Origin of the sequence: Ornithinibacillus halotolerans (genome assembly GCF_014637405.1) — a bacterium.
GTDB classification, from domain to species: domain Bacteria; phylum Bacillota; class Bacilli; order Bacillales; family Amphibacillaceae; genus Ornithinibacillus; species Ornithinibacillus halotolerans.
In genome coordinates, this window is the sequence record NZ_BMEY01000001.1 from 243,988 (window position 1) to 265,220 (window position 21,233).

26 protein-coding genes are annotated in these 21,233 nt (G+C 34.0%); 6 read left to right on the forward strand and 20 right to left on the reverse strand.

Features of this window, described 5'->3' with window-relative positions:
• The first annotated feature begins 26 nt into the window (after window positions 1-26).
• A complete protein-coding gene (yidD, locus tag IEV35_RS01325; RefSeq protein WP_188382874.1) occupies window positions 27-272 on the forward strand; it encodes a membrane protein insertion efficiency factor YidD in 246 nt (81 codons plus the stop codon).
• 8 nt (window positions 273-280) lie between these two features.
• Here yidD and IEV35_RS01330 read toward each other — a convergent pair whose 3' ends face one another.
• From IEV35_RS01330 to IEV35_RS01360, 8 genes are all read right to left on the reverse strand, one after another.
• Window positions 281-580 (reverse strand): hypothetical protein, encoded by a 300-nt coding sequence (locus IEV35_RS01330; RefSeq protein WP_188382875.1) that lies wholly within the window; start codon window positions 578-580, stop codon window positions 281-283.
• Complete coding sequence (locus tag IEV35_RS01335; RefSeq protein WP_188382876.1) at window positions 580-1,005, reverse strand: acyl-CoA thioesterase; 426 nt, start codon at window positions 1,003-1,005, stop codon at window positions 580-582. The genes IEV35_RS01330 and IEV35_RS01335 overlap by 1 nt, the downstream gene beginning before the upstream one ends.
• 192 nt (window positions 1,006-1,197) lie before the next feature.
• A complete protein-coding gene (gene tlp, locus IEV35_RS01340) occupies window positions 1,198-1,425 on the reverse strand; it encodes a small acid-soluble spore protein Tlp (protein WP_188382877.1) in 228 nt (75 codons plus the stop codon).
• 165 nt (window positions 1,426-1,590) lie between these two features.
• A complete protein-coding gene (locus IEV35_RS01345; RefSeq protein ID WP_373284679.1) occupies window positions 1,591-1,737 on the reverse strand; it encodes an FbpB family small basic protein in 147 nt (48 codons plus the stop codon).
• 76 nt (window positions 1,738-1,813) lie between these two features.
• The gene (locus tag IEV35_RS01350) at window positions 1,814-2,410 is read right to left on the reverse strand and encodes a TlpA family protein disulfide reductase (protein WP_188382879.1); all 597 of its coding nucleotides are present in this window, start codon (window positions 2,408-2,410) and stop codon (window positions 1,814-1,816) included.
• A 425-nt stretch (window positions 2,411-2,835) separates the two neighbouring features.
• Window positions 2,836-2,970 (reverse strand): hypothetical protein, encoded by a 135-nt coding sequence (locus IEV35_RS20270; protein ID WP_268237903.1) that lies wholly within the window; start codon window positions 2,968-2,970, stop codon window positions 2,836-2,838.
• 130 nt (window positions 2,971-3,100) lie between these two features.
• Complete coding sequence (gene acnA, locus IEV35_RS01355) at window positions 3,101-5,809, reverse strand: aconitate hydratase AcnA (RefSeq protein ID WP_188382880.1); 2,709 nt, start codon at window positions 5,807-5,809, stop codon at window positions 3,101-3,103.
• 242 nt (window positions 5,810-6,051) lie between these two features.
• Complete coding sequence (locus IEV35_RS01360; protein ID WP_188382881.1) at window positions 6,052-7,176, reverse strand: ATP-binding protein; 1,125 nt, start codon at window positions 7,174-7,176, stop codon at window positions 6,052-6,054.
• Window positions 7,177-7,429: 253 nt separating this feature from the next.
• Here IEV35_RS01360 and IEV35_RS01365 point away from each other — a divergent pair, with 253 nt between their 5' ends.
• Entirely contained in the window at window positions 7,430-7,894 is a 465-nt protein-coding gene (locus IEV35_RS01365) for a DUF2621 family protein (protein WP_188382882.1), read from the forward strand.
• 15 nt (window positions 7,895-7,909) lie between these two features.
• Here the strand turns inward: IEV35_RS01365 and IEV35_RS01370 are convergent, their stop codons facing one another.
• From IEV35_RS01370 to IEV35_RS01410, 9 genes are all read right to left on the reverse strand, one after another.
• Complete coding sequence (locus IEV35_RS01370) at window positions 7,910-8,386, reverse strand: CcdC family protein (RefSeq protein WP_188382883.1); 477 nt, start codon at window positions 8,384-8,386, stop codon at window positions 7,910-7,912.
• A gap of 20 nt (window positions 8,387-8,406) precedes the next feature.
• Entirely contained in the window at window positions 8,407-8,781 is a 375-nt protein-coding gene (locus tag IEV35_RS01375; RefSeq protein ID WP_188382884.1) for a response regulator, read from the reverse strand.
• Between the two features lie 29 nt (window positions 8,782-8,810).
• The gene (locus IEV35_RS01380) at window positions 8,811-9,251 is read right to left on the reverse strand and encodes a Na(+)/H(+) antiporter subunit B (protein ID WP_188382885.1); all 441 of its coding nucleotides are present in this window, start codon (window positions 9,249-9,251) and stop codon (window positions 8,811-8,813) included.
• A gap of 53 nt (window positions 9,252-9,304) precedes the next feature.
• The gene (locus IEV35_RS01385; RefSeq protein ID WP_188382886.1) at window positions 9,305-10,009 is read right to left on the reverse strand and encodes a cytochrome c biogenesis CcdA family protein; all 705 of its coding nucleotides are present in this window, start codon (window positions 10,007-10,009) and stop codon (window positions 9,305-9,307) included.
• A gap of 164 nt (window positions 10,010-10,173) precedes the next feature.
• Window positions 10,174-10,395 (reverse strand): YneF family protein, encoded by a 222-nt coding sequence (locus IEV35_RS01390; protein ID WP_188382887.1) that lies wholly within the window; start codon window positions 10,393-10,395, stop codon window positions 10,174-10,176.
• A gap of 51 nt (window positions 10,396-10,446) precedes the next feature.
• Window positions 10,447-10,893, reverse strand: a complete 447-nt coding sequence (sirA, locus tag IEV35_RS01395; RefSeq protein ID WP_188382888.1) for a sporulation inhibitor of replication protein SirA — start codon at window positions 10,891-10,893, stop codon at window positions 10,447-10,449.
• Window positions 10,894-11,070: 177 nt separating this feature from the next.
• Window positions 11,071-13,068 (reverse strand): transketolase, encoded by a 1,998-nt coding sequence (gene tkt / locus IEV35_RS01400; protein ID WP_188382889.1) that lies wholly within the window; start codon window positions 13,066-13,068, stop codon window positions 11,071-11,073.
• 100 nt (window positions 13,069-13,168) lie between these two features.
• Window positions 13,169-13,405, reverse strand: coding sequence for a DUF896 domain-containing protein (locus IEV35_RS01405; protein WP_188382890.1), 237 nt, complete (start codon window positions 13,403-13,405; stop codon window positions 13,169-13,171).
• A gap of 80 nt (window positions 13,406-13,485) precedes the next feature.
• The gene (locus IEV35_RS01410) at window positions 13,486-14,145 is read right to left on the reverse strand and encodes a YneB family resolvase-like protein (protein WP_188382891.1); all 660 of its coding nucleotides are present in this window, start codon (window positions 14,143-14,145) and stop codon (window positions 13,486-13,488) included.
• Window positions 14,146-14,415: 270 nt separating this feature from the next.
• Between IEV35_RS01410 and lexA the strand changes: the two genes are divergently transcribed.
• The 3 genes from lexA (at window position 14,416) to IEV35_RS01425 (ending at window position 17,327) form a co-directional block, all read left to right on the forward strand.
• Window positions 14,416-15,039, forward strand: coding sequence for a transcriptional repressor LexA (gene lexA, locus IEV35_RS01415; RefSeq protein WP_188382892.1), 624 nt, complete (start codon window positions 14,416-14,418; stop codon window positions 15,037-15,039).
• A gap of 1,187 nt (window positions 15,040-16,226) precedes the next feature.
• A complete protein-coding gene (locus IEV35_RS01420) occupies window positions 16,227-16,748 on the forward strand; it encodes a hypothetical protein (protein ID WP_188382893.1) in 522 nt (173 codons plus the stop codon).
• A 15-nt stretch (window positions 16,749-16,763) separates the two neighbouring features.
• Window positions 16,764-17,327 carry a hypothetical protein gene (locus tag IEV35_RS01425; protein ID WP_188382894.1) on the forward strand — a complete coding sequence of 188 codons (564 nt, stop codon included), beginning with the start codon at window positions 16,764-16,766 and terminating at the stop codon, window positions 17,325-17,327.
• 344 nt (window positions 17,328-17,671) lie between these two features.
• On the opposite strand, the gene IEV35_RS01430 is transcribed toward IEV35_RS01425, so the two are convergent.
• Window positions 17,672-17,995: a hypothetical protein gene (locus IEV35_RS01430; RefSeq protein ID WP_188382895.1), complete on the reverse strand. Its 324-nt coding sequence runs from the start codon at window positions 17,993-17,995 to the stop codon at window positions 17,672-17,674.
• 528 nt (window positions 17,996-18,523) lie between these two features.
• Here IEV35_RS01430 and IEV35_RS20415 point away from each other — a divergent pair.
• Window positions 18,524-18,682, forward strand: coding sequence for a tyrosine-type recombinase/integrase (locus IEV35_RS20415; RefSeq protein WP_373284680.1), 159 nt, complete (start codon window positions 18,524-18,526; stop codon window positions 18,680-18,682).
• 778 nt (window positions 18,683-19,460) lie between these two features.
• Here IEV35_RS20415 and glnA read toward each other — a convergent pair.
• On the reverse strand, window positions 19,461-20,792 hold the full coding sequence (gene glnA / locus IEV35_RS01440; RefSeq protein WP_188382896.1) for a type I glutamate--ammonia ligase: 1,332 nt from the start codon (window positions 20,790-20,792) through the stop codon (window positions 19,461-19,463).
• A gap of 28 nt (window positions 20,793-20,820) precedes the next feature.
• Window positions 20,821-21,222 carry a MerR family transcriptional regulator gene (locus IEV35_RS01445; protein WP_188382897.1) on the reverse strand — a complete coding sequence of 134 codons (402 nt, stop codon included), beginning with the start codon at window positions 21,220-21,222 and terminating at the stop codon, window positions 20,821-20,823.
• Between the last annotated feature and the right edge of the window lie 11 nt (window positions 21,223-21,233).

Sequence of the window (21,233 nt, forward strand, 5' to 3'; positions counted from 1 at the left end):
GCTCATATTATAAAGAAGGTCTCTTAATGAAGTATATATTTATTGGATTAATTAAATTTTATCGCAATGCAATCAGTCCATTTACTCCTTCTACATGTCGTTTTCACCCTACTTGCTCACAATATGGTCTTGAAGCTATACAAAAATTTGGAGCAATTAAGGGTGTTTATCTAACGATAAAAAGAATTAGTAAGTGCCATCCGTTTCATCCAGGCGGTGTTGATTATGTACCAGAGAAAAAAGAAAAAAACAAAAGCTCAAACATATTTTGAGCTTTTGTTCATAGATTAAACCTCTTAATTTGCTCCCATTTACCTTCCTTTTGTAAAATCTCAAGTTGCTTTTCTCCAAATAAGTCAAAATGTGGATACTTACCATCATAATGAATCCACTTTGGATCTAAATTATATTGTTCTCCCCACGATATTAACTTTTCAATATGGCTACAGCCTACTTTTGTAACTGAAGTACTATTGGGAAAACGGTCATCTAACCAATAATGGGTTAAGATTGCAACTCTTCCATTCTCCACATCTTCTTTCCATCTTTTAACCTCTTCACGCTTAAGACCAAATGCCATTATTCTTCATCCTCTAATTGTTTCAAATACAGTTCATGCCAACGTGGATAGGCTCTTTTTAAAGAAAGAGGTCTAAAACTATCTTTGTTTACAATTACATGTTTCGTAGAACCGGTAACTTTAATTTCCCCTTCATCATTTAATACTTCGTAGTTATAGACTGTTCTTAAACCATCATACTTCTCTATCCATGTTTCTACAAATACCTTTTCTCCATATTTAGTAGGTTTCTTATAAGATATTTGTGCATCTATAACTGGAGAAACGATATTATTCTTTTCCATTTCTGTATATTGAAGCCCTAAATTTTCTATAAATTTCGTACGTCCAATTTCGAACCAAACTAAGTAATTGGCATGATAAACAACGCCCATTTGATCTGTTTCTTGATATCTAACTTCGATAGGTGTTCTAACACGTTTCATGTTTCTTCCTCCTCTTACTTCTCCCCCAATAGTTTATCATAAATAAAAAAAGACTGGGACAAAGTGCACATAATAAAAAGCGAACATCGTAAATGGTATTGTATACCTGTTACGAAAATACACTACGTTACATAGGTTTTGTTCATGTTTTTATTAATACACTTTAAATAGTCCCAGTCTTCATATAATCTATTATTGTTCACGCACTTCGTCTTTTATTTCGCTACGAAATCCCTCTATTGCTTCTTCACGTCGTTTGTTTTTATCAGCAATCTTTTGTTTTTCTTCACCTGATGCAAATTGCATCGTTTCATGGGATGCTTCAATATTTTCAATTGTATCTTGGATCATATTTTGAAGTTTATCAACATTATCACTTCGATCATCGGGCTTTGGTGTATGTTGATGTTTGTCAGTCATTATGAATCCCTCCTTTAAATCTTAGTTCGACACTTCATTGTTATTCTTTCAAATTAGAGTATTAGTATACTGAAAAATGGTATGAAAAAAGAGAAAAACCTCTTTATTAAATGATAACGATAAACTTATCATTAATAAGAGGTTAACTGAATGTTATGACGATATTTATGCTTCTTTTTTCTTCTCGAGTAGTTCTTTCGCTCTTCTTTCTAAATTATCTTCAAAGCGATCCAAGAAATCTCTATCTTCTAATATTTGTTGACGATTGGCTTGAACCAGCTCTTCAAATGAATGTCTTTTCTTCAAAGAAATGGTAATCACCCCTTTTATTTTACAGTATTACCATTTCTTCGCATTTTTATAATAATTTTTGAAAAATTGTTGCGGATTAATTCATGGCGTTTATTGTATCCATCATAAAATCATATGTCATCGGACCAATGAACCGCGTATTAATTTTTCCTTCTGTATCAATAAAATAAGATGTAGGAATCGATATTACCTTATACATCTCATCAGTAACACTCATGTCCCTATCTAAAGCAACTGGAAAAGTGTAATTATTTTCTTGAATATAATCCAATACAACCTCTTCATTTCTTTCCGAATCTGTTGCATTTATTGCCAAAATTGCAATCTCATCCCCATGTTCTTTATATAGTTGTTCAATTTCTGGCATTTCCTTTTTACACGGGCCACACCAAGAAGCCCAAAAATTAATTAGAACTTTCTTTCCTTTTAGATCAGAAAGTTTTACTGTCTCGCCATTTATTAATGGTAATTCAAATTCTGGTGCTTGGTCACCTTCTTTTATTCCTATATCACCTGGTGAAAAAATAGCAACTCCTTCAACCGATGGATCTCCTGTTACATCAACGAAATTAGGTCCTGAAGCCTTTTCCTCTTTGTTATGATCTAGTACATTCATCACTAAAATCGCCCCAAGAACAACAAGTAGACCAATTCCTAAAGTATTTTTCAGCATGTTTATAACTCCCTAATGTGATGTGGTATGTTCTTAATATTAATAGTACACAATCTTTTAGGGATAAAAAAGCAATCAACTCAAAAGTCAAAGAGAATTCACAATTGAAATTTCTTATACAAGCTTCGTGATAGGTTTTAATGGATGGGATGAGGGACGGTTCGTGCTAATTCCCGGTTGCTACGGGCACTCATAATGCAGATGAGTGACGGTTGGTACTAATTCCTGCTTGGAACGGGCACTCATTACTGCGATGAGTTACCGTTGATGCTAAATTCTGTTTACAACGGGCACTCATAATGCGGATGAGTGACGGTTGAGCTAATATTCTGCTTGGAACGGGCACTCATAACGGCGATGAGTTACCGTTAAACTATTTTTCTGCTTACAACGGGCACTCATTACTGCGATGAGTGACGGTTGAGCTAATATTCTGCTTGGAACGGGCACTCATAACGGCGATGAGTTACCGTTAAACTATTTTTCTGCTTACAACGGGCACTCATAAAACGAATGAGTGACGATTGGCCTAATTTTCTTCTTGCAACATGCACTCCCAAAACGAATCTGTGACGCACGATGCTATATCTCACTTACAACGGACACTCATGACCTAAATATGCAACCGTCGATTAAAATAATGCGTCCATAGAAAAAAGAGCCCCTTATCTAGGAGCCCTTTTCGTATATTTATGCTAATTTATTACGCAATACCATTTGTAGGATACCACCATGACGGTAATAGTCAATTTCAACTTCACTGTCAAAGCGAACTACTGCTTTGAATTCTGTTGTTTTACCATTTTCGTCTGTAGCTGTTACTTTAACAAGGTCATGAGGCTTAACATCTTCGCCAATTTCAAGGTTAAATGTTTCTTTACCAGTTAATCCTAGTTTTTCAGCATTTTGACCTTTTTCAAATTCTAATGGAAGAACACCCATCATAACAAGGTTTGAACGGTGGATACGCTCAAAGCTTTCAGCAATAACCATCTTAATTCCAAGAAGGTTTGTACCTTTTGCAGCCCAGTCACGAGAAGATCCCATTCCATAATCTTTACCAGCAAGAACAACTAAACCAGTGCCTTCTTCTTGATACTTCATTGCAGCATCATAAATAGGCATTACTTCACCAGTTGGCCAGTAAGTAGTATAACCACCTTCAGTACCTGGTGCAATTTGGTTACGAATGCGGATATTTGCAAATGTACCACGCATCATTACTTCATGGTTACCACGACGAGATCCGTATGAGTTGAAGTTTCTAGGTGATACACCTTTATCTTGAAGATAAAGACCCGCTGGCATATCTTTAGCAATTGCACCTGCTGGTGAGATATGGTCAGTCGTTACAGAATCTCCGAATTTACCAATAACACGTAGGTTATTTAACGCTTCTACTTTACCAGCATCTTTTGATAGTCCTTCAAAGAATGGTGGGTTTTGAATATATGTTGAATCTTCATCCCATTCGAATAATGGTTCGTCTGTTGTATTGATCTCATTCCATTTTTCGTTAGAGTTAAATACATTTTCATACTCTTTACGGAAGATTTCAGGATTTACAACACTTGCTACTTCCTTCTTCACTTCTTCCATAGAAGGCCAGATATCTTTTAAGTAAACTGGTTCTCCATCAGCATCTGTACCTAGAGCATCATTTTGCAAATCAAAATCAACCGATCCAGCTAATGCGTAAGCAACAACTAGTGGTGGTGATGCTAAGTAGTTAGCTTTCACTAATGGATGAATACGTCCTTCAAAGTTACGGTTACCAGATAGAACAGATGCAACTGTTAAATCATTATTAGAGATTGCCTCTTCAATTTCAGGTAATAATGGACCAGAGTTACCGATACAAGTTGTACAACCGTACCCTACTAAGCTAAATCCTAGTTTATCAAGATATGGCATAAGGCCAGCATCTTCTAAATAGCGTGTAACAACTTTTGAACCTGGTGCTAATGAAGTTTTCACATAAGCTGGTACTTCCAATCCTTTTTCTACTGCTTTCTTAGCAAGTAATCCTGCACCTAACATAACATATGGGTTAGATGTATTCGTACAAGATGTAATTGCAGCGATTGCAAGAGAACCTGTCTTCATAACTGTTTCTGTACCATTGGATAATGTAACAGTTACTTCTTTATCAAATTCAGACTTGTCTAAACCAAAGCCTTGGTTTCCTTGAGGAGCAGTAATTGCTTTGTTAAACTCCTTCTTCATTTGAGAAAGTGGAATCAAGTCCTGTGGACGTTTTGGTCCAGATAGGTTTGGTTCAAGTTCAGATAAGTTAATCTCAATAACTTCTGTGTATTCTGGATCTTTCACATCAGAAGAATACCAAAGATCGTTTGCTTTACAATATTGTTCAACTAAGTTGATTTGGTCTTCACTACGTCCTGTTAAACGTAAGTAATTTAGCGCCTCTTCATCAACCGGGAAGAATCCACAAGTAGCACCATATTCAGGAGCCATGTTTGAAATAGTTGCACGGTCAGCTAGTGGCATATCTGCAAGTCCAGGACCGAAGTATTCAACAAATTTACCAACTACATTACGCTCACGTAGTACTTGAGTAACTTTTAGTGCTAAGTCTGTTGCAGTAGTTCCTTGTGGGAAGCTACCTGTAAATTTAACACCGATTACTTCTGGTTGAGGGAAATATGAAGGTTGACCAAGCATACCTGCTTCTGCTTCAATTCCTCCTACACCCCATCCAAGTACACCTAAACCGTTAATCATTGTAGTATGAGAGTCTGTTCCTACTAACGTATCTGGGAATGCATCGTATTCTCCGTTCTCATTTTCATTTCCATGAACGACATTTGCTAAATATTCTAAGTTAACTTGGTGAACGATACCTGTTGCTGGTGGTACAGCACGATAGTTGTCAAATGCTTTTTGAGCCCAGTGTAAGAACTCATAACGTTCACCATTACGTTTAAACTCTAAATCCATATTCGCTTTAAGCGCGTTTGGTGTACCATATTGGTCAACTTGAACCGAGTGGTCGATTACTAAGTCAACTGGTACTTCTGGATTAATTTGTTCAGGTTTTCCGCCTAAGTCAACCATTGCTTTACGTAAAGAGGCAAGGTCTACTACCGCTGGAACTCCTGTAAAGTCTTGTAAAATTACACGGGATGGTTTAAAAGGAATGTCTACCCCTTTTCCTTCTTTAGTACCCCAATTTACTAACCCTTTTACATGTTCATCACTAATTACACGACCATCGTATTGACGAATTAAAGATTCTAATAGTACACGTATGGAGAATGGTAATCTATCAATTTTTCCTAATCCTGCTTCTTCTAAAGCTTTTAATTCATAATAGTTGTACGTTTTACCATTAAGGTCAAACTTCTTTTTTGCATTAAAAACATTGTTCTCTCCCATTGCACAATCCCCTTTCTGCTGTTATCAAGAATTGGAAAGAATGTTAAATAATCAATTAATACAAAATCTGATAAGCGTTTCCAATTTCTATCACACAACTTCATATTAAATGAAAATCGAGTATAAAACAAATGTTTCATACTCGATTTTCTATAGAAAAAACTTATTCAAGGTGATAACTTTTACTTATCACTATGTTATTAATTTTTTATTAGGTATTATATATAAGATAATGAGTTCAATTAGTGCTTAGGAAAGATAATACGAAAAGTACTTCCTTTTATTTCATTTTGTAAGATCTCTAGCTTTGCTCTATGTCTGTCTAATAATTGTTTAGTAATCATTAGCCCTAAACCAGTTCCCTGTTGCTTAGTAGTAAAAAATGGCTCACCAAGTTTATGTATAACCGCTTCATCAATACCTGGTCCCTCATCAGAGATATCGATGAAAATGTCGTTATCTACTTCTCTAATTGTAATGACAATTTTCCCCGCTTCTTCCATAGCTTCTATTGCATTTTTTATAATATTAATAAATACTTGCTTCATTTGCGATTTATCACAAAATATATCCTGTTCTTCACCATTAATTTCAAGTAATACATTTTTCAATTTTGCCTGAGGTTTTAATAGTTCCAACACATCTTGCAACATAGTTAAAAGGGATTCCTGTTGTTTATTCTCAGTTAAAGGTTTTGATACAAACAACATCTCAGAAGTAATCGTTTCCATTTTTTCTATTTCATCAATCATTATTTTATAGTACACATCTTTACGATTAACCCCAGCTTGGAGAAGCTGTAAAAATCCTTTTATAGAGGTTAATGGATTCCTTATCTCATGTGCGATACCTGCTGCTAATTGACCAGCAATAGACATTTTTTCACTTCGAATCATCATTTCCTCTGTTTCTTTTTTTTCTGTAATATCACGTATGGACGCAACATAGTACACTGTACTTGTTGTAGGTTCCAATAGTTTTGCGATCTTACATTCACACCATATAAAGTTTTGCTCTATATTCGGTAGTTTCATATGAAAAGTTTGATTTGTCTTCGAGTCTCTATCAAATTCTTTTATTAAGTAACGGATATCTTCTTGTAAAAGTACTTGTTTAAAAGATTTACCGAGTAGGTCTTCTGGTTCAAAGCCTAAAACATTTTTAATTGCTTTAGAAAAGTATAAACCTACTCCCCTTTCACTCCAAACAGAAAAGAAACCATTACTATGTTCTTCAATCCAATTAAGAATAAAATCAGGTAACTTTGATAAAGAACCTTCCCCGTCAGGATATATGTACATGTTTAAAGGGCTGATTGTTGATTCACCATTTTTATTTACATTACTATTCTTTGGTATTTTCTCCATAAAATCCGCCCCTTTTCATCAAATTCATACGATTAAACCTATCTATATTTATATATGTTGAAATTTATCCAAATATGAAAGTTGTTTATTATGGAAACTATATTTATAATAATATTAGCATACATAAAAATTAAAAGTAACATGTATATCTGAATTATTTAACTCTTCAGTAGTAAAATTACAGTATTATTACGAATAATTCAACTAAAAAATGATTTTATATGATTGATTTAAAGGAAAAAGGTGAAAAAACATGTCGTTTCTTGTCGTATTTTGGGGATTTTTTATGATAGTGTTTATGGGAATTGGTGGTTACTTTATGTTTCGTAAATTCCTAAAACAAATTCCAAAACAAGACGGTAAATCAATAATGGATTGGGAACTCTATTATATTGAACAGTCTAAACATATGTGGAAAGAGAATGAAAAATTGTTATTAGATGAATTAGTTTCACCCGTACCGGAACTATTCCGTGATGTTGCTAAACAAAAAATAGCAAGTAAAATTGGTAAAGTTGCCATTGATAAAGGCATCAATTATATTAATCAAGAAACTGTAATAGAAGGATATATTCTAGCAACCCCAAAAAGAGATCATAAATTTCTTAGAAAAAAATTAAAAGAAAAGAAAATTGATGTTAAGCCTTTCGAACCATTATTTAAACTATCTAAAGAGGATTATCGTTCAAATTGGCAAGCTGATTACAAACAAAACTAACAAAAGGTGCCCTCTTTAATGAGAAGGCACCTTAATTTGTTTTTCTAATTGTTTATATTTATAAAGCATTACTATTCTCCAGGTTGCTAACATTCCAAACGCTAGTAGAAAAAATACTCCACTAGTTTCCCCTAATGAAATAGTATTTCCTACAATCAATTTCAATATTGTCCTTATAATTAATAACCCTATTAGAACAAACGCGAATACTTTGGAAGGAATTAAATAAATTTCATTTCTACGAATCTCAAATTTAGACGTTTTTATTAATAGAAATGAAAATACAATCCCAATTATTAACGATTCAAAAACAGTAATCCAGTCTAATTGAAATTGCGGAAAGACAAACATTAATGCACCTGTACTCATAAATACAGGGGGCAAAATTATACTTTTAACAGACGCTGGTTTTTTGGATGCTTTTAATCGTACAACTATCATAACAGAAGCCATAAAAAGGGCTACAATTGTACTTGCTATTAACCAAAACATGTCTAACACTCTTTTCAGATTTAACTAGTAGTAGTGTATGATAATACACGATTAATCGTTTCTAAAACTCGTTGTTCATCAAATGGTTTTACAATAAAATCTTTGGCACCTGATTCTATAGCTTCCACAACTACTTTTTGTTGTCCCATCGCTGAACAAACAATAATCTTAGTTTGACTATTTATTTTTATAATTTCCTTAATGGCATCAATACCATTCATGATAGGCATCGTGATGTCCATAATAACTAAGTCTGGGTTAGTTTTAAGATATGTCGAGATTGCCTCTTTACCATTTTCAGCTTCTCCAACAATTTCATGGTTATCTTTTGTTAAAATTGCATGTAATGTTGTTCGCATAAATTTTGCATCATCAACAATCAGAATTCTTGCCATTTAACTGGTCATCCCCCATAATTTTAATATCAATTTTCAACTTCTTTTCTATCATTCGCAATATTAACAATAATAGTTACTGTTACCCCTACTACAGTAAGGTATACCCCTAAGTCAAATAACATCGCTGTAGCAAGTTCAACTTCACCAAAGATCGGAAATTCAAAATATCCATATGTATGAGATAAGAATGGAACATTAAATAAAAATGATCCCATGCTCGTTAATAAAGCAACTAACAACCCAATTGGAATTAACACACGGAAATTAATTGGCAATATTCTAGTTACAAATTTAATACCATATGCCATATATAAAAGGACAACAGCCGCTGCAGTTACAAGTCCTCCGATAAATCCACCGCCAGGAGAATTATGTCCTGCCATAAACAAATAAACGGAAAACCCTAATAATAGAAAGGCAATAAGTGACGTTGCTGTCTGTAAGATTAAATTATTAGGTTTATTCAATAGCTACACTTCCTTTGTATCTTCTATACTTAATATAATAGTATAGATTAACATTAAAATCCATAGAAACCTATCCAGCCAGCTAGGAATGCTGTCAGCTTAGTCATCCAATCAAAGAATAAAGCAACCCCTATAAAAATCATAATATAACCGCCAATTTTCACTAATTTTTGGCTGTTTCGCTTTATCCAGTTTAGTTTTCCTACAAAGAATGATAATACTAAGAATGGAATAGAGAAACCTAATACATAAGCAATCATCATGATCATACCTGCACCTGGATCTGTTGCTGCAAGTGATAATACTACTGCCAAAATAGGACCAGTACAAGGTGTCCACCCCATAGAGAAAGCCATCCCAATTAACACCGATCCAATATAACCAGAAGGTCTATTTTTAAATGTTATTTTTTTATCCTTCATTAGAAACTTGAAATTGAAAATACCGACTATAACCAAACCAAAGAAAATAACTAATAATGCTCCAACTTGTCTTATGATATCCTGATATGTTAAAAGGAATTCAGAAACTGCGCTGGCAGTAAAGCCGATCATAATAAAGATACTAGAAAAACCTATTAAAAATGACACTGTATGTAGAATACTTTTTCTATTTAACATCATATTTTCGTCTCTAATTTCACTAACACTCATCCCAGTAATATATGATAAGAATGCAGGAAACAGAGGTAATACACATGGTGATACAAATGATAAAAACCCTGCACCAAATGCAAGAAAAATATTAATTTCAGACATAATTAGCCTCCTGATACGACGTAGTACTTTCATTATAACAAAATGAAACCGTTATATTTAATGTGAATATGACAATTACATGAAATGAAAAAACCCCTACTATTATTAGTACGGGGTATTCCTGTGCAATGTATTTTTATGATAGTAATAATTATAGCAGTATACTATTTATCCATTTGGTTATTCATTGCACGCATCATTTGATTGATTTTCTTCTGCGAAGGCTTTTGACCCATCTGCATCATTAGTGTACGAAGCATTTGCTCATTAATTGGTGGATTCTTTTTCAAGTAATTCATCATATATTTTCTTGCAATAAAAAATCCAAGAGCAACACCAGCTATTAAAGCTGCTATAGCAATAAGTACGACCCAAAGTGTTCCCATCTATCGATTTCCTCCTTCGTGTTGTCTCTTATACAGTATAGTAAAACAGGCCTAAGAATACAATACTTGTTCACTATTATATCCAACATTTGTCTTTACAGGTGAAATCCAACCAAAATTTTCATAACTATTACCTGTTATAAAAAGATATGGATGAAATTTTCTTAACGTAGGAAATAATAAGGATTCTGCATCTTGTAATGTTTCACAACGAAATTTTATCTGTTTTTCATCAATAAGTAAAGAAATAAAGTTATAGTTGTTTTCTATCTCAATGTGTCCATTATTCTTTTTTATCGTAATATTTGGTTGTTTCGTTAATTGATAGATAATCGAATCCTTAGGGAAGCCTTTTGTAATGAAATGAAACTGTGTTACTAAATCCGTCCGAAATTGTTTCTGATCATATTCTTTTATAAATCGATATAAAATATCACTTTTGTAATAATAATGTCTAGCAAACTCCTCTTTAATCCAGTAAACTCTATATTCCTTCATCAAAACACCCTCCCCTTCTCCTATATTATACGGATTCTATTAGAAAAATATGTCATACCGTGAAGGAAAATAGCACTAGTTTTGTCGAAAGTGAATATAACTAGAATTAGTAGAAACAAATTGGATAAAAAAAGTAGACTGAACTTTTCCAAGTCAGTCTACTTTTTATTTGCCTTACTAAACTAAATCCTTAACGTTTTTGATTACATTCTCAACAGTAAATCCATATTCTTTAATCAGCTTCTCCCCATCTGCTGAAGCACCAAATGTAGGAATACCCATAATTTTACCATCTAGACCTACGTAGCGTTCCCAGCCTAATGGTGAACCCATTTCAATTGCTAATCGACTTTTCACCGTTTTAGGAAGTACGCTTTCTTTATAACTTGCATCCTGCGCTTCGAAACGGTCCCAAGAAGGTAAGCTAATAACGCGAACATCGATATTATCTTCTTTCAGAGCCTTTTGAGCTTCCATAGCGAGCTGCACTTCAGAACCTGTAGCAATTAGGATTGCGTCTGGAGTTTCTTTTTCTGAATCACTTAAAATATAACCCCCGCGTTTTACTCCTTCATATGCTTTTTCATTTGTACCTGGTAAAGTAGGCAAGTTCTGTCTCGTTAAAACAAGCATAGTTGGTTGATCTGTTGACTCAACTGCAAGTCTCCATGCAGCAGCAGTTTCATTTCCGTCTGCTGGACGAATGACAGATAAATTCGGTACACCTCTAAATGAGGATAGATGTTCAATTGGTTCGTGAGTAGGACCATCTTCTCCTACAGCAATAGAATCATGAGTAAATACGTAAGTAACTGGTGTTTTCATAATTGCCGATAATCGTATTGCAGGACGTAGATAATCACTGAATACAAAGAATGTACCACCGTAAACTTTTACTCCTCCATGTAATGCCATTCCATTTAAGGCTGCACCCATTGCATGTTCACGTACACCGAACCAAATATTTCTACCAGCATAGTGATTTCTAGTAAGATCTTCTTCCCCATTAATTGTTGTTTTATTTGAACCAGCTAAATCAGCACTACCTCCTAGGAAAAATGGAACAGATTTAGCAATTGCATTTAATACTTCCCCAGAGGATGAACGAGTCGCAATCGATTTTCCGGTTTCATATGTTGGTAAATTATTATCCCAACCTTCTGGTAAATTGCCATTGATTGCTGCTTCTAAGGCGTTTGCCTCTTCTGGATATTTTTCTTTATATGTTTCAAGTAATTGCTTCCATTCTGATTCTAGCTTCTCTCCACGAACAATGATTTTTTCATTAAAATCATTATATACTTCTTCAGGTACATGGAAGTCTTCATGCCCCCATTGATAGTTCTCTTTTGTTAAGACAACTTCATCTTTTCCTAATGGTGCACCATGAGAAGCGGAAGAAGCAGATTTGTTTGGAGAACCGTAACCGATAACGGTTTTGATTTCAATTAATGTAGGTTCGTCCAAGTTTTCTTTTGCAGATTTGATTGCAGAACGAATCTGTGTCAAATCATTTCCATCTTCCACACGAATAACTTGCCATCCATAAGATTTAAAACGTTGTTCAGTGTTATCAGAGAACGAACGATTTAATTCTCCATCTAAAGAAATATCGTTTGAATCATATAAAACAATCAATTTCCCAAGTCGTAAGTGTCCAGCTAAAGAAGCCGCTTCATGGGATATACCCTCCATTAAGTCTCCATCACCTACTAGGGCGTATGTATAATGGTCTATGATATTTAAATCATCTTTATTATATGTAGCTGCTAAATGCGCTTCTGCCATAGCCATTCCTACTGCCATAGAAATCCCTTGACCAAGTGGACCAGTTGTTGCTTCTACACCATCCGTATGATGAACTTCTGGATGACCAGGAGTTCTTGAATTCCACTGACGGAAGTTTTTAATATCATCCATTGTTACATCGTAACCTGAAAGGTGTAATAGGCTATACAATAGCATGGAACCATGTCCTGCCGATAACACAAAACGGTCACGATTAAACCATTTCGAATGTTTTGGATTGTGTTTCATAAAATCAGTCCATAAAGTATATGCCATTGGAGCAGCTCCCATAGGAAGACCTGGGTGCCCTGAATTAGCATGTTCAATTGCATCAATAGATAATGTACGTATTGTATTAATTGATAATTGCTCTACATTATTTACCATGTAATATAACCCCTTTCATTTTCTGTTAGTTTTACCATGTTTTATCTTATAATTTATTTGTTTGTATAACAAGTATTAGTATGCTACTAACTATGGTTATTTAATGGTTTTTATTTCTTTCTTGCATGTCACGTACTTTTTTAGGAGTTACATCATTACCTGCTGGATCAATGACAGTCATTGTTTTAAATTGATTCTTAAACGATTTTCGAACATTTTGCAAATATTCTTGACGGAGTTTCTGTTGCTCTACCTTTTCATCCTCTGATAAACCGGTTGTAGTTTTTGCTTTTTTAGCTAATTCGTTTATTCTTTCTAATTTTTGTTTTGATAACATTGTTTACCTCCACTATATTTTAAACATTACTTTTCCAATTACAAAAAGCAAGAACAATTAATCGTCCTTGCTTACTAATATTACCCTTTGGATTTATTTGAATCAATTATTTGATATTCTTTGTATCGTCTATGTACAGTAGCTTTAGAGATATTGAATCCTAGTCCATTTAATGTTGCAGCAATTTCTTTAAATGTAAGATTATTTTGTCTTAATCGTACAATCTCTTCAATCGGGACTTCTTTCCGTTCTCTACCAGGGGCTAAACCATTATTACGAAGATTATTCGTCGGATTATATCCATTGGCAACAGCTTTTTTCATCCCTCTTCTAATTTTAGCATTATGAATCTTACGTTGATATTCTTCTACAATTCCAACTATTTGGAGCACCATCGAATCTGATTCCGAGACTTCTAGCTTTCCATCATGAATAACTGTATATATTGGAATGCTCTTTTTATCCAATTGATGAAATAAAGCTATCTTTGTATTTCCACGCCCAAGTCGCGTTTCATCTTGAATAAGCAGTGCTTCTGCTTGTCCATTTTCAAACATTTCTAGCATTTGAAAAATGCCTTCCCGCTCTATTTCATAACCACTAGCTTGTTCTTCAATACACGCGACTACATGGAAAGAATAACGGTCCGCTAATTGATATAATTCTTCCTTTTGTCTAGCTAATGATGATTCTTGCGCTTTCTTATCTGTACTTACTCTGCAGTATATAATGACATCCATCTAAAAACTCCTATTTATGCACTAATTAATGAAAGGTATAAAAATGCTAATGTTAAAACAAAAGTAACAATATAAAATAAATCTATTTTGTTTATTTTACCAAACATTCCTAAGCACCCTTTCTTTTTTAAATAATCCAGAACCTCTGTTCGCTAATTTCATTATAGCAGAACATACGCTCTTGTCAACAAGTTTTCGAACGAATGTTTGCTTTTTCAATAAAACGATGATAAACTAGCATTAATAATATATGCGCGAGGTGATTAGTAGATGACTAAATTATCAACTAGACAACAAGCAATTCTTAATTACATAAAAGAACAAGTTAAAATAAAAGGCTATCCACCTTCTGTACGTGAAATAGCGGAAGCAGTTGGTCTTGCATCCAGTTCAACGGTTCATGGCCACTTATCTCGATTAGAAAGTAAAGGATTTATTCGTAGAGATCCTACTAAACCGAGAGCCATTGAAATACTAGATTTAGATGAAGAAAGTAATATTCCTAAAGATGAAGCTCGTTACGCACCAGTTATTGGGAAAGTAACAGCAGGTCTTCCAATCACTGCTGTAGAAAATATTGAAGAATTTGTTCCAATCCCTAGCTCTACTGCAGGTCCAGATGAAAATCTATTTGTTCTTGTAATTGATGGAGAAAGTATGATAGAAGCAGGTATTTTAGACGGAGATATGGTAATTGTCAAACAGCAAAACACTGCACAAAATGGAGAAATCGTCGTTGCAATGACGGAAGATGATGAAGCTACCGTTAAGCGGTTCTTTAAAGAAAAAGACCATATTCGCCTACAACCTGAAAACTCAACAATGGAACCATTAATTTATAAAAATGTATCCATACTTGGAAAAGTAGTAGGTCTGTATCGTCATATTCACTAAGTAGTTACATAGAATATCATTTAATTGAATGTCTAGAGACTGGATATTTGACACATGTATCAAAACAAAAAAATACTGCCCAACAATTAGTTGGGCAGTATTTTTTGTGGAAGTATTCCATTCATAGTCACGTAAATTAATACATGGTTAAATATTGCTCTCTCTCCCACGGATGAACAGTAGTGCGGAATCTGTACAATGATTTTAAATGCTATTTTATTTTATTAAAAACCCTATATTATTGGAAGTTTTTATTTTAAACTTTTCATAGTTTATCAAACTCTTTCAAAAAAAGGGTGTTTTTGGGCATTTTGGGGGTGCCCCTTTTAAGCCCAGGAAAATATATAATCATAATTGTCTTAGAGGGGGTATAGGAAGAATTTTTACAATTGAAATTCTTCCTAAAAAACCCCTGCTTAAAATAAGAAGAATTATATGAATAAAGCATTTGCACCACTTGAATCTTATGTTAGAGTTAGACAACACGACCCGCCTTTTGACGGAACTATGAGCTTTCAAATGTATATGTTCCATGATGATGAGCCTTTAATTGTATTTGGTTTAACTAGGTTATATTTTAGAAGTTTCACTCAGCTTCTTTAATTTTGAGATTTCTTCTTCTAGAATATTTATTTTTCTGTGCATTCTAAACAATATAGGAGTATATCCTACTATTAATAAGAGTGCCCATCCCATAATTTACAACCACCTTTTTTACGTTTTATAAATTCTTCTTTTATCTTCATTTTCAATTATCTTGAACTGTTTATTTACTTTTCCAATTTGTCACTTTGTTATAGATTAGCAAAAGTTTATGCTTTTTGCTATATTATTATATTTTTTATTTCCGTCTAAAACAAGTTTTTTATTAAAGAAAAATAAATTTTATCGTTGACCTCTATCAGACTTTTCTTACCATAGTAGTTTAATTTGGAGGGCGATAGTATGTGTTCCTTTTGATTTAGCAGTAACTCCTGCTAACCAACCTGCCAGTCCTACAATTAATCCTCCAACAAAAGCTAGCTGCAAAAGGCTGAATTTTAGAACATTAGTATGAAAAAGGTGAAAATCATAACATATAGGGAATTTCTACTATTTTTTTATAATATCCTCCAAAATTTATTGCGTTTTCAAAAAAGTATATATATATTAGAATTGTCTAATAAAATATAAGGAGGAAATTAGTTGTGATTTCAGAAAAGAAAAAGTATTTACTTGTGTTCACTATTTCGCTATTTATTGGTTTGATTTTCGGAACTACCGCTGGAGCAGCCAATTTCACCAACATTTGTAGCGTCTTTGTTGGACAAACTTCAACATGTGGTAATACGGGCAACTTCACGAATAGTATGACAGACTTCACGAATACTTTATATGATAATTTCTCTGGGCCAAATGCATATCAAATAAAATTCAACAATGCGAAAACTATACCCGATGTAGATCGGGGTGCGCCTGTATATGGACTATATAAGATTCGGGACAACAAAAACGGTACCGTAAAAACCTACTACGGATTTGATGGGAAATACCTTACTGATAAAGCATCCTTCAGTATTACAACTAATCATACAGCATCGTATTACCCATCAACGCACCAGAGACCTAACACAGAATTGTTTATAAAAACTGGAGATATCGCAGACTGCTTGGCAGAACCCTTTTCTTGTAAAACACTAGAACATCTATCTCAGTTTAGTATAAGATAAATTAGGAGGGAAATTATGACGTTTAAAAAATCAGCAATTTTATCTATTTCAGGTCTTTGTTTAGGTATAGTAATTGTATTTATATTCTCTTTTATTACAGAAACTAATAGCTCTGCATATGCGAACACTGGGCAATTAAAAGTCGTTTCTGAAAAATTAATTGAAAGAAGTAATGATAGTAACCTTTCAAAAGAAAAACTTACTAAGGTTCCTTTTCATGCTAAAGTGAAAACCCCAACTTCCCTACCTTTTGAGGCAGATAAAATATTTGATGAAGTCCAAGCCTATACTGGTGAAAGTGTTGAAAGTATTACTCACTACTACAATACTAATAAAAACTCATATATTTCTATAGGTGTAACTGATGAAAATGTTATTCCAGCTGATGAAGGTATTGTGGACTTACAAACAAAAAAAGGCACTGTACAATACTTCGATAATGGCGTTTTCCAGTTTATTTTTATAAATGAAGATGGTCTATTTTACACAATTAAAGCACAGAAGAATATTAAAAAACCTGAATTAAAGTTTTCTAAGGATGAATTAATTTCTATTGTAACAGGACTCAAAGCTCACTAAGAATAAATAACCAAGCGAGAATCACTTAATGCATTAAACTATCCTTAGCTTTTCAACAGCTGGGGATTTTAATGCCAGATTATTATTATCTATTTATCATAAAAATTACATCTAAGAGTATAGGGTAAAAAGACATTTCAATTTATTATTATTCTTTTCATTTTTAATGTTTCTTCCAAAATTCCAGTAGACTAAAATGGCCACATTACAAGTGTTTAGGACCTGTAAAGGATTAAGTAGGTATATTATGAATTAGTTTTTGTATGGGGATAGCCGGATTCAAAGGAACAGAAAGAATATAGAAGAATAAAATCCGGCTGTTTTTCGCAACAGGCTTTAGTATTTTAAATTCTAACTAGAATTAAAGATTTGTTTTTTATTTTTTTCATACTTAGCTTTGATAACGTGTATATCCCAACCGGTGGCATCTCTAAATTGTTTTGCCCATTTTCGGCTTCACTCTTAGTTCCGAAAAGTCCAGTGTAGATGCGATAATAAGGATCAAAATCAGTAGTATCCTCTCTTTCATGGATGTTCCACCCTAATTTACTACTAGCTAACTTCAAAGCGTTAGCTAGTTCTTCTGCCGTTTTAAATAGACCAGTCATTAAAAGGTGGCAATCCTTTTTATTTCCCACTTTTTTTGCACCTCCACTTGATTTTTCCACTCAAAGTGCCAGTAATAGCTACAACAAGTGCCTTAGCATATTCCTCTACATTTTCAGTCTTATTTTGGCATCATTCTTATTGGTACCAAAACCTAATTCAATCAAACGATAAGTTAGACCGGCACTTGCAGATCATTATCGAGCCAAAATACTTCGGGATGTGGAGAAGTATTGGACGGGAATGCACGATACTACCATGAGTGCGGTTGTACCTCCACCTTTTACAAGGATGGTTTATAAGATCCTTGGTGGCAGAATAACCAACAATATCAAGTAGCTGCAACTACAGACATAAAGGATGATGATTTACCATTTTAGAAAGGAGTTAATAACTTATGTCAGAAATAGACGTAATATTTATGACAGACAACATGAAAATAAGAAATGGGAGTACCGATTAAGATTCATAGTTCCTTTTTCAGACAAACCTGCAGAATGTTATAAAGCGGGTTCCGAACTAAACCCATAAGCCAAACATGCTGCAGAAAAAAGACAACAAGAACTTAAACAAGGATACTTCACACGGATATTTTCTTAAAAGACTTCCTAGATTTTTGGTTAAGAGAATACAAGATAGGTTACACCAGGAAGAACTCCTATTCATCCTTGAACAACAGTATAGAGAATCATATTAAACCATACTTCAAAAATAGTATCTTAATCATCTTGCGAACGAGAAAAAATTAGCACGTAATACAGTTCTCAAAATCCATAACTGTATGTATGGTGCTATGACACGCGCAGATTAATAAATCTATAATGGACAACCTAGTGAGGGTGCTATTATCCCGGGAGAAAAGAAAGAGGAAGAATTAAAGTTTATAGACTCTTCCCAAGTGGGAGATTTCCTAGCCCAAGCGTTTGAGTATGGAGATACCTACTGAATATTTTTTAAAATGTTAATTAAGACTGGTATGCGTAAAGGAGAAGCAGCTGCACTAGAATGATCTGATATTGATTTCAAAAATAGAACCATTAATATTAATAAAACATTAGATTTTCAACCAGAAAATAGGGACTAGTCTCTCGAAAATCCTAAAACATTCAACGCACACAGGGTAATATAGATAAGCGAATCTCTTACATCTAATCTCCGCTTTCAATTGAACTGGCAGAACCAAAACAAAAAGAATCTAAGCGACATTTACCATCATGACATCAATTTAGTGCTTTGTAGGAAAGACGGGAACTTTATGCCTAAAAAATAGTTTATTTAATGCCAATGAACGGGTTCTACATCATTCAGGAACAGCTGGGGCATGGTAGTTATCAAATCACTGCAGATGTATATTCTCACGTTTCCTAGAAAATCAAACCAAAAAATACTGCCCGTTTCAAAGAATACATGGACAGTATTTTAAAATAATTTTTTTTGCGTTTTTTCTGGGGTGATTTCGGGGCATTACAACAAATTAACCCTAATTATTAATAACCACCCCAGCAACAAAACCTTATATATCAAGGTTTAATACATTGTTAAATATTGCTCTCTTTCCCACGGATGTACAGTAGTACGGAACATATCCCATTCAATTCCTTTTGCTTCAAGGAAATGTTCATATAAATGTTCCCCTAATGATTCAACAATTACTTCATTTTTACTCAATTGTGTAAGAGCATCCATTAACGTTGCTGGCAAATCATCAATTTGATTCTCAACACGTTCTTCTTTTGTCATGACGTAGATATTGCGATCAACTGCTGGAGGAGGAGTTAATTGGTTCTTAATCCCATCTAGTCCTGCTGCCAACAACACCGATAGCGCCATATACGGATTTGCAGCTGGATCGACACTTCTTACTTCCACACGAGTACTTAGACCACGTGAATTTGGAATACGAAGTAAAGGACTTCGGTTGGAAGCAGACCAGGCAACATAACTAGGTGCTTCATATCCAGGAACTAAACGCTTATAAGAGTTTACAGTTGGATTAGTAACAGCTGTAAAACTAGTTGCATGTTTCATAATTCCAGCGATAAACTGATATGCTGTCTCACTTAAGCCTAATTTCCCATTGGAATTAAAGAACGCATTTTCTCCTTCTTTAAACAAGGACATATTAACGTGCATACCAGAGCCATTTACCCCGAATAACGGTTTTGGCATAAATGTAGCATGTAAATTATGTTTTCTAGCAATAGTTTTAACAACAAGTTTAAATGTTTGAATATCGTCTGCATGTTTAACTGCATCAGAATATTTAAAGTCAATTTCATGTTGTCCTGGTGCAACTTCATGGTGGGATGCTTCAATTTCAAATCCCATTTCCTCTAGTTCTAGAACAATGTCACGACGGCAATTTTCACCAAGGTCTGTTGGCGCAAGGTCAAAATATCCACCATGGTCATTTAGTTCTAAAGAAGGATCTCCCTTTTCATCGAGTTTAAATAGGAAAAATTCTGGTTCCGTTCCAATATTAAATGCATCAAATCCAAATTCTTCCATCTTTTTCAAATTACGCTTTAAGTTATAGCGCGGACAGCCTTCAAATGGAGTTCCGTCTGGATTATAAATATCACAAATAAATCTAGCTACTTTCCCTTTTTCGGATGTCCAAGGAAATACAACAAAGGTGTCTAAATCAGGATATAAATACATATCTGATTCTTCAATTCTTACAAAACCTTCGATAGATGAGCCATCGAACATCATTTTATTATCCAATGCTTTTTCTAATTGACTTAACGGAATTTCTACATTTTTAATTGTACCTAAAAGATCTGTGAACTGCAGACGAATAAATCTAACGTTTTCCTCTTTTATTTTTCTCTCGATTTCTTCTCTTGAATAACTCATAAATCTCCTCCTAATTTTGTCAATTTACTTACCGATTAATAAAGAATCTAGATAGTTCTCCTTGGCGAAGACTTGTTTTCCCAAACCTACCTACCTCATTAATTTCTTGTCGTAATCTTTCTCTCAGTTCTTTCTTTGAAATGGTAGTCTGTTCCTTCTCAGCTGACTTTCCAACGTTCTTTACCGTAACTTTTTCTTCGAGTAATAGTTTTATACCAGCTAGATTCAAGCCATTATCCAAGTAGTTTTTAATATCTAGCAGTCGATCCACATCATTGAATGAAAACAATCGTTGATTTCCAGATGTACGTTCTGGTGCGATTAACCCTTGATCCTCATAGTAACGGATCTGCCTAGCTGTTAATTCTGTCAGTTTCATTACAATTCCAATTCCAAATAAAGGCATCGAACGACGATCCTGATCATTCATGACACGACCTC

Coding starts and splice junctions, on each gene's coding strand:
- IEV35_RS01370 (WP_188382883.1), bottom strand. CDS start 8,386: ATGTTTTGGTTAATAGCAAGTACAATTGTAGCCCTTTTTATGGCTTCT.
- lexA (WP_188382892.1), top strand. CDS start 14,416: ATGACTAAATTATCAACTAGACAACAAGCAATTCTTAATTACATAAAA.
- IEV35_RS01335 (WP_188382876.1), bottom strand. CDS start 1,005: ATGAAACGTGTTAGAACACCTATCGAAGTTAGATATCAAGAAACAGAT.
- tkt (WP_188382889.1), bottom strand. CDS start 13,068: ATGGTAAATAATGTAGAGCAATTATCAATTAATACAATACGTACATTA.
- glnA (WP_188382896.1), bottom strand. CDS start 20,792: ATGAGTTATTCAAGAGAAGAAATCGAGAGAAAAATAAAAGAGGAAAAC.
- IEV35_RS01425 (WP_188382894.1), top strand. CDS start 16,764: ATGACGTTTAAAAAATCAGCAATTTTATCTATTTCAGGTCTTTGTTTA.
- IEV35_RS01350 (WP_188382879.1), bottom strand. CDS start 2,410: ATGCTGAAAAATACTTTAGGAATTGGTCTACTTGTTGTTCTTGGGGCG.
- IEV35_RS01390 (WP_188382887.1), bottom strand. CDS start 10,395: ATGGGAACACTTTGGGTCGTACTTATTGCTATAGCAGCTTTAATAGCT.
- IEV35_RS01360 (WP_188382881.1), bottom strand. CDS start 7,176: ATGGAGAAAATACCAAAGAATAGTAATGTAAATAAAAATGGTGAATCA.
- IEV35_RS01330 (WP_188382875.1), bottom strand. CDS start 580: ATGGCATTTGGTCTTAAGCGTGAAGAGGTTAAAAGATGGAAAGAAGAT.
- IEV35_RS01375 (WP_188382884.1), bottom strand. CDS start 8,781: ATGGCAAGAATTCTGATTGTTGATGATGCAAAATTTATGCGAACAACA.
- yidD (WP_188382874.1), top strand. CDS start 27: ATGAAGTATATATTTATTGGATTAATTAAATTTTATCGCAATGCAATC.
- IEV35_RS01445 (WP_188382897.1), bottom strand. CDS start 21,222: ATGAATGATCAGGATCGTCGTTCGATGCCTTTATTTGGAATTGGAATT.
- IEV35_RS01410 (WP_188382891.1), bottom strand. CDS start 14,145: ATGGATGTCATTATATACTGCAGAGTAAGTACAGATAAGAAAGCGCAA.
- IEV35_RS01385 (WP_188382886.1), bottom strand. CDS start 10,009: ATGTCTGAAATTAATATTTTTCTTGCATTTGGTGCAGGGTTTTTATCA.
- IEV35_RS01405 (WP_188382890.1), bottom strand. CDS start 13,405: ATGTTATCAAAACAAAAATTAGAAAGAATAAACGAATTAGCTAAAAAA.
- IEV35_RS01365 (WP_188382882.1), top strand. CDS start 7,430: ATGTCGTTTCTTGTCGTATTTTGGGGATTTTTTATGATAGTGTTTATG.
- sirA (WP_188382888.1), bottom strand. CDS start 10,893: ATGAAGGAATATAGAGTTTACTGGATTAAAGAGGAGTTTGCTAGACAT.
- tlp (WP_188382877.1), bottom strand. CDS start 1,425: ATGACTGACAAACATCAACATACACCAAAGCCCGATGATCGAAGTGAT.
- acnA (WP_188382880.1), bottom strand. CDS start 5,809: ATGGGAGAGAACAATGTTTTTAATGCAAAAAAGAAGTTTGACCTTAAT.